Origin of the sequence: Furfurilactobacillus entadae (assembly GCF_045862745.1) — a bacterium.
GTDB lineage: Bacteria > Bacillota > Bacilli > Lactobacillales > Lactobacillaceae > Furfurilactobacillus > Furfurilactobacillus entadae.
Window position 1 is genome coordinate 1 of record NZ_BQXN01000003.1, and the last position, 14,327, is coordinate 14,327.

Genomic DNA, 14,327 nt, shown 5'->3' on the forward strand with positions numbered 1-14,327 from the left:
CAAACAAATGCATATCCGGCAAAGTATGTCTCGACGAGCGACTTGTTTAGACAATGCAGCATGTGAGACTGTCTTTGATAAATTAAAAGTTGAAATCGGTAGTTTACAGCAATACGCAAATGCCTCAGAGCTAACCAAAGCAATCGATTCCTGGATTAATTATTACAATCAAAAGCGAATTCAAATAAAATTAGGCGGTCAATCACCACTCGATTTCGAGCGGCAATTAACTGCCTAATTAACAAAACTATTTAGTTCCAACTTTTTGGGTAAACGTCATTTAGCTTGGAAATTGTGATCGCTTTTTTAATTTACCATTAACGTTCTTCCATAGCAGAGATCATCACGCCAGCCCGTCGATAATCATCCGGGTTCTGAAATAACTGACTCAATGTAACGGCCAGTGAACGAACGCTGATGGGCCCACCGTCAATTACCTGTGAGCTTGGTTCAATGATTGCCTTTTGAACACTGTCATCGTATTTGAAAAAGTGGCACAGTAACAATGTGTAACTTAAATTGCTTGATTCAATGAGTGAGGCACCGAGTTTTTGGTTTTCAACATAGTTGCGTTCCACTTCCTCACTAAACCCAAACGTTGCCGCCAGATCCAGCATGTCTTGAGTCACTTCTGGTCGTGCAATTTGGAACTGTGTTGACCAGTATAACCGGCCAACACCGGCTTCATTCATTGCTTCGATCAATGGAACCGCATATTTTTCAACTTCAAACGGTCCAAGCGTTGAGAAAACAATATCAATTCCAGCTAGCGCTGAAACAAGGTCCTCAACCTTTGTGGCATCACCATAAAAGACGTTTGCTGCTGTGACTGGTTTAGCGTCAGCATGCTTCCGACCAAATAGCGTAACGTTGACCTCTGGGAGTGGTGCCAGTTCACGATAGACTTCCTGGCCAAGTTTCCCGAAGCCGCCCAAAATAAGAATGTTCATCATTCAACCTGCTTTCAAAGATAAAAGTTATTTTACCTCCATATTATACCCCGTTAATTAAATAAATCGGTCATTATCAAGCATTAACTTCAAATCTATGTTAGAATAGTTTCTGTCCCAAACTTATCCGTTTGGGATCATTCCAGGCGATCACTTTTGTGGTCGCTTTTTTTTGCAGTTTTTTCTAAATCAAAAGGCTGGCACTATCCTCTCCGGAAAGTGTCAGCCTTTTAGTTTATTCGTTTACAGAACGTTTTTGTGTCATGACCGTTTTCACGTTTCCAACGAGGAAACGCAAGTAGTGGCCCAGAACAAACATGACCATGATAAACGCAACGCCTAATTCAACGTTTGCTGCAATGTTCCACCATTGCCCCGTTACACCTAGCCGCTTTAACAGCGTTAGGAATCCGGTTGCTGAAATCACCAGTGGGAACGTTAATGCGGCAAAACTCGGGTAAAACCGAATCAACGAATGCTGCCCAATTACATATAAGCGCACCATAAACCCAACTGTAATAACATACAACGCTTGCGCAAATAATGCCAAGCCAACCGCAACGGCAACGTTTAATGTGGGTGTCATGTTCAAGTACCCCGTCAAACATAACGATGCCGGTGCCGCAATAATCATCAGGTACGGAAGCGCATTTTCAGCCAGTCGCCGGTGCCAAAATAGGCGCCACATCACAATTGGAAACACAATTGCATACAACCCGAGCGCAAGCACTAAGAACAGGCGGCCAGTCGCTGGTGAAAATGGTGTCGCCGTCACTGGAATCACACCAATCCCCACAAACATCACAAACCAACTTGGGTAAATATCCGTTGCGCTAATTCGGTGTGCCATAAAGTGGACATAACAAAATGCAATCATCAAGATCACGTGTGTGATCAAAGCGAGCCACCACAGACTTAAACCAACTGTTGACCAACCCCAACGGGCCCAAAAGACCGCAATGATCATCAGCGCCATGGTAAACGTTGGCAACGTCCCCGCGGTAAATGGATTCATTAATTCATCCTGCACTGACGTAAACGTCAGGATGACCTTCATTAAGACAATCATCATTAAGAGCATCCCGATGATTCCAACCACGTTACCAACGACCACTGCCCCAAGATTGACCAGCAGATTACCTAACGACACGAGTCCTAAGATCAGGCCACACATTGCCATTGGGATATTTTTTAACAGTGTTAACATTCGTCTTGTCCCCCATTGTTTTTACTAAACCTAGCTTACCGAATTTTCTAGGATAAATAAAATCAATCATTTTTATTGTTATAATAGAAATATTCAATCTAAAAAGGAGGTCACATGATGAATCCGTACCTCACCACGTTTATCTACGTTTATGAAACACGCAGCTTTTCTTTAGCCGCAAAAGAACTCTTTATCACCCAGCCCACCGTTTCGGCTCAAATTGGTCAGTTGGAAAAACGGGTCGGGCAATCCCTGTTCACGCGCAAACGCCGGCAAGCCATCGTACCCACTCCGGCAGGCGATCTGTTATATAAGCAGGCCCTTCATCTCCGCGAGGTATGGCAGGAAACAGAACAGCTCCTCGCCCAGGTCAATCAAAAACAACGTCAAATCATCCAGTTGGGTTTCTCCCAGACGCTGGCCCAAACGGTGGCCCCCACGTTTTTGATTCAGGCGCGTCATCAACTCCCCCAGTTTGATTGGCACATTACCGTCGCCAATTCTGATTACATCGCCGACCAACTAACAAAGCAGCAATTAACCATTGGCCTGATCGAAAAACCTGTTCTCACCGACCCCGCCGTCATGACCCGTCAACGGCTCGCTCATGACCAGCTCGTTCGCATTGGGACGCCAACCGGCCTGTGGTTCCAACGGGAACAAGGGTCCGGCATTGCGCACTACACGGATCAGTTTTTTCAAGAATACGATCTTCATCCCGATCAAACGATGATCATCAATCGAAACGATTTAATTATGAATCTAGTCCAACAGGGTGCCGGTGAAACCATCGTTTCAAAAAGCATTCTGCCATCTGAAGTCCCTTTCACCCCGCTTAACGCACACTTCAACCGGGACCTTTACGTCCTGACCACTAAGCAATTAGACGCTGCGGCCGTTACCCCCATCGTGACGTTACTCAGGACCCTCATGGCAACGCTATATTCAGACTAAAACAAAACCACCAATCGCTAATGTCAGCGCTTGGTGGTTTTGTTTTAGTTAATTAATAGTCCATCAAAACTAAGGTATCGTAGTCCTTTAACTTTTCACGGCCATTCAGGTCCTTCAACTGCAAGAGGAAGGCACAGCCAACGACGATGCCTCCCAACTGCTCAACCAACTTGATGGTGGCCTCAATGGTCCCACCAGTAGCTAAGATATCATCCGTAACCAACACGCGCTGGCCGGGTTTGATGGCGTCTTCGTGCATGTACAATGACGCGGTGCCATATTCAAGGTCATAATCGGCCTTAATGGTCTTCCGTGGTAACTTCCCCTTTTTCCGGGCTGGTGCAAACCCAATGCCCAGTTCATAGGCGACGGGACAACCAACGATAAACCCACGTGATTCAGGGCCGACGATCATGTCGACCTGCTTATCACGGGCGTAGCTAACAATGGTATCTGTTGCCTGATGATACGCCTCACCGTCACCCATCAATGGTGAAATATCACGAAACATGATGCCCTTTTCAGGGTAATCAGGTACCGTTGCAATGTAGTTCGTTAAGTCTAATGCCAATTTAGCCAACTCCTTTTAAGCCTGGTTCATGGCTCCCGTCAACCAAGCTGTCAGTTGGGGACCCTTTGAATAGAGTAATTTTTCTTCTGTATCGATCCGCGCCAGTCGTTCTTTGTACGCAGTTGCCGTAGCCAGTTCAACGTGTTCTGGTGCTTGCACGCCGTTCATGACGCCAGCATCTATTTTAACAAATCCCACTTCAAAAAACAGCTGAATCATGAAAATCAGTTTATCGTGGTCAATTTGTAAATATTTAGCAAGGGCATCCATTTGGTGAGCCACATCAACATCGTGGTGAGTTGCAATAAATTTAAACAGCTTTCCGTACTCAGCCCGACTTGGCATCCCACTCAAATACGCAGATTCACGCTCGTAAAAGTAAACCGTCACTTTATCAGCGCTCATTGCCGTCAGGGTGTCCGTTAACGTTGCTAGGTCATCTGGACAATCAACAAGGACTAAGTGCGTCGTGTGGGTCGGTACCGTGTCACGCCCGACACACACGGCCGTGGCGCCGTCCTCCAAGTAATCAGCCAGTTGCGTCGCCAATTTTTCGTGGAAGAAGAGGTAGGTTCCTGGCTGTGAAAATAGTGATTTCATCAGGTTTGTCGTTCTGGCATCGATAATGGCCATCCCGTTCACCTGAAGATCCTTCACCATTAATTGATACGTCGTCTTCCCCTGCCATTCATTGGCTGATAATGTGCCAACCGTGGTCACCTGATCAGCGCCCGCGGTCACTTGGTCAAACGAGGCACCATGACCAAAGGCAATGGCCGGCACCTGATGGCCAGCCTCATCCTTCATGGTGAACTTTAAGTGCGTCTTTGTGGCACCCATCGTTTTAACGTTTGTAACCGTTTGGGGCGCCACCTTGAACACTGGCTGAGGATTATCCGTCCCAAACGGCCCCAGTTGGTGGATCGTTTGGTAGTTTGTGGCGTTGATTTCTGGTAGATCGATCACACCAGCAACCGGCAAACTTGGTTTGGTGGTCAGATCAACATCCTGTTCATCACACGCTGCTTCCAATGCATCCGCAAGTGCCGGCAATTCAGCAATCGGACTGGTTAGTCCACAGGCCATCGCATGACCCCCAAACGCAATCATGCGCTCTCTGATTGGGTTGATTGCCGCAAAGAGGTCATATCCCTCGATGCTTCGGCCAGAGCCCTTTAACGTTTGTTTTTCAGGATTTTCTGTCATCACTAACGTTGGTTTATGGGTTGCTTCAACAATCTTGCTGGCAACAATCCCCAAAACCCCTTCGTGCCAACCCTCACCATGAATGATCAACGTCTTCCGGGCCTGGTTTTCTGGTGTCTGGGCTTGCGCCAACGCTGTTTCGCTAATCTGTTTCACAAGTTGCTGGCGGTCTTCATTTTGTCCGTTAATCATCTTAGCAAGTGACTTCGCTTGTTCTTCGTCAAACGTCGTCAAAAGGTCAACGGCTGGATTGGCGTCACCCAGCCGACCAAGCGCGTTTAACCGCGGCGCAATGCCAAAACCAACGTGTTCTTCATTAATTTCAGTTGCGTTGATCCCTGCTTCCGCCATTAATGCAACAAGGCCGGGCCGTTGCGAATTTGAAATGACTTGAAGACCAAATTTCACTAAGGCATGGTTTTCATCAGTCAATGGCACCAGGTCAGCAATTTCACCGATCGCAACCAGATCTAATTCATCACTCAACTCTTCAGCCGTCGCGTCTAACAAACACTGGGCCACCTTAAATGCGACCCCCACGCCGGATAATCCGCCAAACGGGTAGTTTCCTTCTGGGTGCCGCGGATGAATAATTGCATAGGCATTCGGGAGCTCATCTGGAAGCTCATGGTGATCAGTAACCACCACGTCCACGCCACGCTCACCAGCCGCTTCGATGGCTTCGTTACCGGCAACCCCGTTATCAACGGTAACAAACAAGGCCGTTCCCTCGTCAATGAGTTTGTTAAAGGCGGCCACATTAGGGCCATACCCGTCGGAAAACCGGTTAGGGATGTAGTAATTTGCATCCGCCCCCAGCTGAAGTAACGTTTCGTACATCAAGGATGTGCTCGTTAACCCATCTGCATCATAATCGCCGTACACCGTAATCTTTTCACCAGCTTCAATGGCCGCCTGGATCCGGGCCACCCCGAGATCCATATCAGCCATTAGCTTCGGATCATGAAGATCATCAATTGTCGGGGTTAACCACCCCTTGGCTGCTGATTCATCTGTCAGGCCCCGGCTTACCAATAAGCGCGCTAAAAACGGTGACACTGATAATGACGACACCAATTGTTCAACCTGCTGTTCCTCTGGTGTCGGGGCAACTTGCCACTTAAACTTCGACTCTAACACGTCATTGTCCTCCCCTTACGTTTCCCACTTTTCAGTCATTCACCACGAGGGAATGACCGGCAATCAATAAACCAGGCCAACACGATGTGCCAGCCTGGTTTATGCGTTAGTGGTCACTCTTATCCTTGTGAGCTTGTTTGTGCTGACGTTGCAGCACTAACAGTGCCCAACTGTTGTTGCAGTTGTTCAATCGTTTGATCACGTTCACTAACCAACCGATTTAACTGGTTATTTTTTGTGGTCAATTCTTTATTTTGGGCGGTTAACTGCTCATTTTCTCTTGCCAATGTGGCATCCGCCCTTTTATCGGCCGAATTATTCCCTGTTGAGACAAGCAGTGCAATGACAACCCCAATCAAAATCGCAACCACTAAAATTAAAATCATGGGCCATTTAACCGTGGCGACGCCGAAATGAATTGGCACACTATCACTGTTTAATAGCGCAAAGCCTGCAACAATTAAAATCAGGACCAGGACCAACACTAAACGCCACTGGTTCTTATTCTTCATGTTTTTCATTAGTCCGCCTCCGGTGTTGTGGTTGAATCCGTGGCACTCAGTTGATGGCGACGCGGCCAGTGGTGCCGTTCTTTGAACAGCTGGTTAATGACAAAGTCACCAGCATCCGGCCAAACACGGTATGCCATTGCTGCGGCTGTAAAGTACCGTGGGACCGTTACTTCACGAACGTGATACCCAATCGTTTCAACTAACCGACTAGCAACCAACTGTGGGGTCACCGTAAACCGTGCAACCCGGGATAGATACGTGCCATTTTGGTCCGCCACATTAAAGAAGTTTGTGGCGACAGGCCCCGGATTAACGGTTGTTACCTGCACACCAAACGGCCGCAGTTCTTGCCGCAGGACATTACTGTACCCAACAACCGCTGCCTTCGTTGCTGTATACACGGCGGACTTCGGTGTTGGAACAAGTGCAGCTACAGAAGCAACGTTAATGATGGCACCATAGCGTTTATCAAGCATCTCAGAAGCTAACCGCCGGGTAATGTAAATCAGGCCAAGCACGTTGACCCGAAAGAGTTGTTCGGTCGTGGCCGTTGATGTCGTCAACGCAGACTCCATATCGCCAAAACCGGCAGCGTTAATGACAACGTCAACGGAACCGATTTTATGACTTACGGTCGTCAGCATTTCATCAACCGCATCAACATCACCGATGTCCACCGGCATTGCAAACGCTGGCCGCCCAGAATACAGCATGCATTGCTGGGCCATCTGGTTCAACTTTTTCGCGTTGCGGGCCACTAAGACCACAATCGCCCCACGCCGAGCAACCTCAAAGGCCGTTGCCTGCCCAATGCCAGACGATGCGCCTGTAATGAGGACGATCCGATTTTTCAGATTCCGTAATGCTTTTAACCGACTTGCAAGGTTCATCATAACGTTCACCTCAATCTCGCTGATAGACAATTTGATGCCCACCACGAGTTATTTTTTAAACGGGACTTCAACAACGTCAAAATCGCGCATCACCTTCGTGTTGCTAAACGTTTGTTTTGCCTGTCGTTCTAATTCTTTAGCTCCACGTCCATTATAGCGCGCAGAAATGTGATTCAGTAATAATTTGCCGGCATGCGCATCCCGAGCCACCTCAGCAGCCTGAGCACTCGTTGAATGGAAGTAATTTCGTGCCAACTTTGCTTCATCCGCCGCAAACGTGCTTTCGTGGACAAGGACATCCGCATTTTGAGCCAGTTCTGTCGCCCGCCGGGTCTTTCGGGTGTCCCCTAAAATGCTGACGATCCGCCCCTTTTGTGCTGGGCCAATGAAATCGTGGCCGTCAATGGTCCGCCCATCAGGCAAGGTCACGGTCTTACCAGCCTTTAATTGCCCATACAGGGGGCCAGAAGGAACTTCTGCTTCCCGTAACTTATCGACAAGTAGTTCACCCTGATGGTCCTTTTCAACAATGCGGTAGCCAAAACACGTGATTTTGTGATCCAACCGCTTGCAGGAAACGGTAAAGGTGTCATCGTCAAACAACACACCATCACCATTTAGTTCCACAAACCGTAGCGGATAGGTCAACCCAGATTCAGATAACCGTAAACTGGTTTGAACATATTCCTTGATGCCTTTGGGGCCATAAATGGTCAACGGTTCACCACCACCCTGAAAGGATCGCGAACTTAGTAAGCCAGGGAGCCCGAAAAGGTGGTCCCCATGCAAATGGGTGATAAAAATCTTTTCGATTTTTCGTGGCTTGATTGTCGTGTTCAAAATCTGGTGTTGCGTTCCTTCACCACAATCGAACAGCCAAATGGCGTTTCGTTCATCCAGTAACTTTAATGCCAAACTTGAAACGTTTCGTGCTTTTGCCGGCGAACCAGCGCCAGTCCCTAAAAATTCAATTTCCATAATTATGCTTAACCTAATTTCTAATATGAACAAAATGTGTTTAAAACAGCGCTGTGAGGCTCACAGGCTTGTCGCTTTGCTTAGACGATCATCATCGACCGATCTCAAACTTCGGTCAACACCGACCGTAACGTTTCGATGCGTCCGCCATTAATTTTACTTAATTTACCGGTAAAAAACAATCATTGCCGGTTCATGGTATGCTAAGAAGATCAATTAATTATGCCAATGGAGACGCTAATAACCATGCGAATTGTCGACTTTAAATTTTCAACTGCGGATTATGACCCTAACCGGCCCTTATTCTTGGCCCATCCTGAAAATAATCAACCAGTGACTGACCTCACCCAACAGGCAAACACCCATCAATTGATTCTAAACACAGGAACCGGTCGGCCACTGACCCTGGATCAATTTAACGCCCGCACGCAAAAGCTCCCCGGTAGCTGGCGAATCACAACCGTGACGCCAACTGCTAGAGAGCTCTTTGGTTACCGTCTAGTTGATGAACAAATCGTCTTCATGTAGACGTGCCTGTTTACTTTGCTTTGGCCGTAATTGTCTGAACAACTAACCGGGTGTAGGCTGCACTCCCTGCTGGATCTGGATGAACATGATCCGGGCCAAACCAGGCTGGTTGCGCATGACTTAGCGAATACCAGTCGATTACATAAAAGTGCTGCCGTTGTTTTGCATTTTGCGCCAATAAGGTGTTCACTTGATCCTGCCAATTTTTGGTTGGGACCATCGTGTTAACCCAATAAATGGTGTGGTTTGCCCCAACGGCTTTCACAACGTCATCAATTTGAGCCTGCGTTAATGGTGCATTGGTTCCTAAATTAATTAACACCGTTTGCGCCAGTAAATGGCGCTTTTTTAGTGTCTCGATTGTTCCCGGTGCCTGCCAAACTTGGCGGCCAACCTGTGCATCAACGTATGCATGACCAAAGACCTGTTGCAAGTCATCCGCTGTGTCAACCAGAACCGAATCCCCAATCGCCGTAATCGACGTCTGTTGCGCTGCGAGGACCGCGGTTGGTTCTAACCCATACGTTTTTGTCAACGCTTGTTGCTTAGCGGACAGTTGCTTTTTGGCAGCTGCATTATCTTTTTGTTGGTGCGCAGCAGAGCTCGCCAACGCTGCCTTATCGTCTGCAACTTGGCGATTCTTTTGCTTGGTTTGTTTGCCTGCCGTTTGGATGTGCTTGGTAACAGCGTCAACCCGTTGCTTTGCCGTTGTCGATGCCTGAATGGCTCCAATAACGGTCACAAGGGTCAACACGCCAACAACCGCACTGGTGACTAACCGCGCCACGGGCTGCTTCGCCCACTGCTGTGGCGTGCGCAGTGTTTGCCACACCGTTGCCCATTCAACATGCGCTAACGGTTGTTCAATGAACCGGTAGGACACTTCCGTCAGGATTAAAATTAGCGCCAACTCCGCCAGGGCATTTAACCAGCTATGATCGGCAACATTGACCACCCGCTGCTCGTAAAAAATCATGACAGGAAATTGGTATAAATATAACCCATAGCTTCGTTGCCCAATCCATGTGAATACGGGGTTTGTCAGCCACCGATTCCAACTGGCCCCAGGATGAACAACCACGGCCAAGAGCCCCGTTGTCATCACTGAAAAAAGCGCCATTCCACCATGATAAGTCAGAGCGGCTGTTCCTGACAATTGCCAGTACATCAGAACCATCACCGCAAGACTTACGCCACCAAGCCAATTCAGGACTCGCCGACCATTCGTCCCGAGGTTTGCATTGAGGTGTGCACTGGGCCAAATGGCTGCCAACGCCCCACCAAACAAAAGTGAAAATGCCCGGGTATCCGTGCCGTAATAGATCCGGTTGATGGACGCTGAACCACTAAACAGCACGGCCATTAGCACTGCTGATATGATTCCCAATAGAGTCAACGTGCCGGCAATCCGGGCCCGCCGTTTAACCAGCCGAACAAGAATAATAATGACTAGCGGCCAAATTAAATAAAATTGGCCCTCAATGGACAGCGTCCACAAATGGGTAAACGGTGACTCCCCGTTAAACCGGTCAAAGTAAGATTGACCGTGGCCAATTTCAAACCAGTTGTAAACGGAAAGTAAGTTAGTCACCAACGTCGCTTTCAGCCCTGGCAACAGTTGCCGTGCGCACACCGTTATGTACGCACTTGTTGCCACTAGCATCGTAAATAGCGCTGGTAATAAACGCCCCACCCGCCGGCGATAAAACTGCCCAACGGCCAATCGTTCACCACGATGTAACTGTTCAAGAAATTGATCCGTGACGAGATACCCCGTCAGGGCCAGAAAAATCGGAACACCCAAAAAACCGCCCGGTAACAGTGCCGGAAGTAAATGATAGGCAATGACACCCAGAACCGCTAATGTTCGCAGTCCGTTGATTCCTGTGATATAACGCCGTTTCGCCGGCGTTGGTGTTGCCTGCATAACCTAACCCCTGTTTATTACAATTAGTTATTCAACAAAATCAAACGTAAAGTCGAGGATTTGGACGGGATCGCCATCCTGAGCGCCAGCTTCACGCAACGCATCATCAACCCCCATACTCCGCAACTGCCGGGCAAACCGAATCATACTCTGCTCATGCTGCGTGTTGGTCATCTTGAACAACCGTTCAATCTTATCACCATTAAGAATCCACGTGCCATCCTCGTCTTGACTGATCTCAAAGGCTGGGGCGATCTTTTCATCATACTGGTAAACCACACCTTGATCTGCAACCACTTCTGGTTCGATGGCCGGTGTTTCATCCAGTAGGGCCGCCGTTGCTTGGATCAACGGTGTTAACCCTGCGTGAGAAACGGATGAAATTGCTAACACTTGTGGCTTGGTTGTCAGTGAGTCATCGGTTGCTAAGGCCGCTTTAAAGGCTTCAAACCGTTCCTCCGCGCCCGGAAGGTCCATCTTTGTTGCCACAACGATTTGGGGCCGTTCTAGTAGACTTTCGTCATAACTCCCCAACTCCTTGTTAATGGCACGATAGGCGTCGATTGGGGTCATGGCTTCTTCATCAGCCAAGAACTCATCGCCACCCATAGCCACCAGGTGGAGTAACACCCGGGTGCGTTCTACGTGCCGCAAAAATTGGAAGCCTAAACCGACACCATTACTGGCCCCTTCGATCAACCCAGGTAAATCAGCCATAACAAAGTCACGCCCATCATCCAAGCGCACCATTCCGATGTTTGGGTCGATCGTTGTGAAGTGGTAGGCCGCAATTTTCGGCTTCTTGTTCGTAATAACGGACATCAGCGTTGATTTCCCAACGGATGGGAAGCCAACCAAACCAACATCGGCTAATAGTTGTAATTCCAACCCAATGTGGCGCTCTTGACCAGGTTCCCCGTTTTCGGAAATTTCTGGTGCTGGGTTTTTGGGTGTTGCAAACCGAATGTTACCGCGACCACCGCGGCCACCCTTAGCAATCACCAATTCTTGACCATTCTCCGTGAGGTCGCCAAGAATTTCGTTTGTATCAAGATCCCGGATGATCGTTCCACCAGGAACCTTAACGTACATATCAGCAGCGGAACGTCCCGTCATGCCCTTGGTCATCCCGTTGCCACCATGCTTCGCTTTGCAATGGCGATTATAACGGAAGTCCATTAACGTCCGCAGTCCTTCGTCCACGACCATAATGACGCTACCGCCACGGCCACCATCACCACCAAACGGTCCCCCGTTGGCGACAAATTTTTCACGACGAAAGGAGACAATCCCGTTACCACCATTACCTGCCTTCACTTCAATTGTCGCTTGATCAACAAATGCCATTTTTATTTCTCCGTCTCTATAATTTAACTCATTGACCGGCGCCACGTTCCTTGGCGGGTCTTCACCGTCCACAGCGGTTCATTCGCTTCCACCATTGTACAGTGCGTAGGCCAAGGGGTCAAAATAATCCCGGTAAAACCCGTGAAAAGGTCAATTTAGCGGTTCGTCTGTTTATCCAAGTAACTTAAGGATTGTTGGGCTTCGCCGGCAACCATGGCCGTCACTGCAAGGTGAACCGTTTGGGCGACCGCTTCTGACAACCCAAGTTCATGCAACTCAGCAACTGGAGCGGCCGCAATTTTCTTCAACGATCCGTATTTTTTTAATAATTTAGCCCGTGTCTTTGGCCCGACGCCCTGAATCTGATCCAGCCGAGAACTAAGCGAATTCTTATTATGCAACTGCCGGTGGAACGTAATGGCAAACCGGTGAACTTCATCCTGAATCCGTTGCAACAGGTAAAACCCTTGTGACTTAGGATCTAAATTCAGATGTTCATCCTGCTCACCAAACATTAAGTCGGCCGTTCGGTGATGGTCATTTTTAACCATTCCGGCAACTGGAATCATTAATCCCAGCTCGTTTTCCAACACGTCCTTGGCCGCGTTCATTTGAATCGCGCCACCATCCATGAGAATTAAGTCCGGCAATGCGGCGTGCTCTTTCAGCAAACGAGTATACCGCCGCCGAATCACTTCCATGGTGCTGGCTGTTTCATCCGCATGATCCACCGTCTTCAGCTTATATTTTCGGTATAACTTCTTGTTCGGTGCCCCATCTTCAAACACAACCATCGCGGACACCAAATCTGCCCCTTGTTCATGGGAGTGGTCAAACGCCTCGATGCGGGTAATCGGCGCAATTCGCAGGGCATCCGCAATTTCCTGCATCGCTCCAGTCGTCTTATGCTCATCCAGTTCCAACAAGCGGAACTTTTCTTCCAGAACTAAGCGGGCATTTTTCCCTGCCATTTCCATCAGGTCACGACGCACACCACGTTGGGGGACGTTGACCGGCACGTTCAGCACTTCTTCAATGGCCGACCGCGTTTCTGCATCGATCTCTTTTGGCACCAAGATTTCCCGCGGCAGAATCGCGTTTCGCCGGTTGTAAAACTGCATGATAAACGTTTGCATTTCTTCTGGTGCCGTGGAAACAACTGGGAACAACCGCTTTTCTCGTTTCATTAACCGGGCCTGCCGAACAAAGAACACCTGAATGGAAAGCCATCCCTTGTCCAAATAAAAATTGAAAATATCACGCGGCGTCTCGTCCGTGCTAATGATTTTTTGCTTTTCAACGGTCACATCAATGTAGTGCAGTTGATCCCGGAGGTCAGCAGCGCGTTCAAACTCAAGCTTTTCAGAAGCAGTCTTCATTTGCTCCTGGAGGTGCTTGATCACGGTCGCAGTATTCCCGTTCAAAAACGACTTAATGTGCTTAATTTGTTCCTCATAGGCTTGCTCAGGAACCTCCTTAAAGCAGGCGCCCAAACATTGGCCCATGTGGTAATACAAACATGGCCGCCCCTGATAACCGGAACAACGCCGCAACGGGTACACCTTTTGAAGGAAATGTAACGTCTCCTCAGCAGCATAAACATTCGGATACGGGCCAAAATAGTAGCCCCCATCCTTTTTAACGTCGCTGGCAATAATCATCCGCGGGTCACGTTCATTTGTGATTTTGATGTATGGGTAACCCGTTCCCCGTTTTAATTTAATGTTGTAATACGGTTGGTGCTTTTGAATCAACGTAATTTCTAATAAAAAGGCTTCTTTATCCGTCGACGTAATGATGGTCTCAAAGTCAACGATGTGAGCCACAAGCTGAGCCGTTTTCCCCTCATGGCTGCTCTTAAAGTACGAGCGGACCCGGTTCTTCAGGTTCTTTGCCTTCCCCACATAAATGATCTGGCCGTTGATGTCCTTCATGAGATAACATCCTGGCATGCCAGGCAGTAACGCTAATTTATGTTCAATGTGTTCTGACGCCACGTTGTCAGCCTCCCTTACCGTAAAATCGTAGTTAAATTATAACGCATGAACGCACGTTCGCAAGCAAAAGCAGTTATGCGCCCACATTTTCTAATCGGCAGACCGTTTCACCTTATT

13 protein-coding genes are annotated in these 14,327 nt (G+C 48.3%); 3 read left to right on the forward strand and 10 right to left on the reverse strand.

Annotated elements, in window-relative coordinates; all coding sequences use genetic code 11:
- Positions 1-238 (forward strand): IS3 family transposase (locus ACKTR5_RS01885; protein ID WP_407878723.1); only part of this gene is annotated, 238 nt, incomplete at its 5' end.
- 79 nt (positions 239-317) lie between these two features.
- Here the strand turns inward: ACKTR5_RS01885 and ACKTR5_RS01890 are convergent.
- Both ACKTR5_RS01890 and ACKTR5_RS01895 read right to left on the reverse strand, forming a co-directional pair.
- A complete protein-coding gene (locus ACKTR5_RS01890) occupies positions 318-953 on the reverse strand; it encodes an NAD(P)H-binding protein (RefSeq protein WP_407878725.1) in 636 nt (211 codons plus the stop codon).
- A 232-nt stretch (positions 954-1,185) separates the two neighbouring features.
- Entirely contained in the window at positions 1,186-2,157 is a 972-nt protein-coding gene (locus ACKTR5_RS01895; protein WP_407878726.1) for a TDT family transporter, read from the reverse strand.
- A gap of 114 nt (positions 2,158-2,271) precedes the next feature.
- Here ACKTR5_RS01895 and ACKTR5_RS01900 point away from each other — a divergent pair, with 114 nt between their 5' ends.
- On the forward strand, positions 2,272-3,111 hold the full coding sequence (locus tag ACKTR5_RS01900; RefSeq protein ID WP_407878727.1) for a LysR family transcriptional regulator: 840 nt from the start codon (positions 2,272-2,274) through the stop codon (positions 3,109-3,111).
- Between the two features lie 52 nt (positions 3,112-3,163).
- Here ACKTR5_RS01900 and ACKTR5_RS01905 read toward each other — a convergent pair whose 3' ends face one another.
- The 5 genes from ACKTR5_RS01905 to rnz all read right to left on the reverse strand — a co-directional run bounded on the left by ACKTR5_RS01905 (position 3,164) and on the right by rnz (position 8,411).
- Complete coding sequence (locus ACKTR5_RS01905; protein ID WP_407878728.1) at positions 3,164-3,682, reverse strand: adenine phosphoribosyltransferase; 519 nt, start codon at positions 3,680-3,682, stop codon at positions 3,164-3,166.
- 15 nt (positions 3,683-3,697) lie between these two features.
- Positions 3,698-6,028, reverse strand: coding sequence for a single-stranded-DNA-specific exonuclease RecJ (gene recJ, locus ACKTR5_RS01910; protein WP_407878729.1), 2,331 nt, complete (start codon positions 6,026-6,028; stop codon positions 3,698-3,700).
- A gap of 119 nt (positions 6,029-6,147) precedes the next feature.
- On the reverse strand, positions 6,148-6,549 hold the full coding sequence (locus ACKTR5_RS01915; protein ID WP_407878730.1) for a LapA family protein: 402 nt from the start codon (positions 6,547-6,549) through the stop codon (positions 6,148-6,150).
- On the reverse strand, positions 6,549-7,433 hold the full coding sequence (locus ACKTR5_RS01920) for an SDR family NAD(P)-dependent oxidoreductase (protein ID WP_407878731.1): 885 nt from the start codon (positions 7,431-7,433) through the stop codon (positions 6,549-6,551). The genes ACKTR5_RS01915 and ACKTR5_RS01920 overlap by 1 nt, the downstream gene beginning before the upstream one ends.
- A gap of 48 nt (positions 7,434-7,481) precedes the next feature.
- Positions 7,482-8,411: a ribonuclease Z gene (gene rnz / locus ACKTR5_RS01925; RefSeq protein WP_407878733.1), complete on the reverse strand. Its 930-nt coding sequence runs from the start codon at positions 8,409-8,411 to the stop codon at positions 7,482-7,484.
- A gap of 246 nt (positions 8,412-8,657) precedes the next feature.
- Between rnz and ACKTR5_RS01930 the strand changes: the two genes are divergently transcribed.
- Complete coding sequence (locus tag ACKTR5_RS01930; protein WP_407878734.1) at positions 8,658-8,939, forward strand: hypothetical protein; 282 nt, start codon at positions 8,658-8,660, stop codon at positions 8,937-8,939.
- Positions 8,940-8,949: 10 nt separating this feature from the next.
- Here the strand turns inward: ACKTR5_RS01930 and ACKTR5_RS01935 are convergent, their stop codons facing one another.
- The 3 genes from ACKTR5_RS01935 to uvrC all read right to left on the reverse strand — a co-directional run bounded on the left by ACKTR5_RS01935 (position 8,950) and on the right by uvrC (position 14,210).
- Positions 8,950-10,866: an acyltransferase family protein gene (locus ACKTR5_RS01935; protein ID WP_407878736.1), complete on the reverse strand. Its 1,917-nt coding sequence runs from the start codon at positions 10,864-10,866 to the stop codon at positions 8,950-8,952.
- Positions 10,867-10,893: 27 nt separating this feature from the next.
- On the reverse strand, positions 10,894-12,213 hold the full coding sequence (gene obgE, locus ACKTR5_RS01940; RefSeq protein WP_407878737.1) for a GTPase ObgE: 1,320 nt from the start codon (positions 12,211-12,213) through the stop codon (positions 10,894-10,896).
- Positions 12,214-12,368: 155 nt separating this feature from the next.
- Positions 12,369-14,210 carry an excinuclease ABC subunit UvrC gene (uvrC, locus tag ACKTR5_RS01945; RefSeq protein ID WP_407878739.1) on the reverse strand — a complete coding sequence of 614 codons (1,842 nt, stop codon included), beginning with the start codon at positions 14,208-14,210 and terminating at the stop codon, positions 12,369-12,371.
- Positions 14,211-14,327 lie beyond the last annotated feature (117 nt).

Excerpts from the sequence above, each read along its gene's own strand:
- ACKTR5_RS01930 (WP_407878734.1), top strand. The coding sequence starts at position 8,658 with ATGCGAATTGTCGACTTTAAATTTTCAACTGCGGATTATGACCCTAAC.
- ACKTR5_RS01920 (WP_407878731.1), bottom strand. The coding sequence starts at position 7,433 with ATGATGAACCTTGCAAGTCGGTTAAAAGCATTACGGAATCTGAAAAAT.
- ACKTR5_RS01895 (WP_407878726.1), bottom strand. The coding sequence starts at position 2,157 with ATGTTAACACTGTTAAAAAATATCCCAATGGCAATGTGTGGCCTGATC.
- ACKTR5_RS01915 (WP_407878730.1), bottom strand. The coding sequence starts at position 6,549 with ATGAAAAACATGAAGAATAAGAACCAGTGGCGTTTAGTGTTGGTCCTG.
- ACKTR5_RS01900 (WP_407878727.1), top strand. The coding sequence starts at position 2,272 with ATGATGAATCCGTACCTCACCACGTTTATCTACGTTTATGAAACACGC.
- ACKTR5_RS01935 (WP_407878736.1), bottom strand. The coding sequence starts at position 10,866 with ATGCAGGCAACACCAACGCCGGCGAAACGGCGTTATATCACAGGAATC.
- rnz (WP_407878733.1), bottom strand. The coding sequence starts at position 8,411 with ATGGAAATTGAATTTTTAGGGACTGGCGCTGGTTCGCCGGCAAAAGCA.
- ACKTR5_RS01890 (WP_407878725.1), bottom strand. The coding sequence starts at position 953 with ATGATGAACATTCTTATTTTGGGCGGCTTCGGGAAACTTGGCCAGGAA.
- obgE (WP_407878737.1), bottom strand. The coding sequence starts at position 12,213 with ATGGCATTTGTTGATCAAGCGACAATTGAAGTGAAGGCAGGTAATGGT.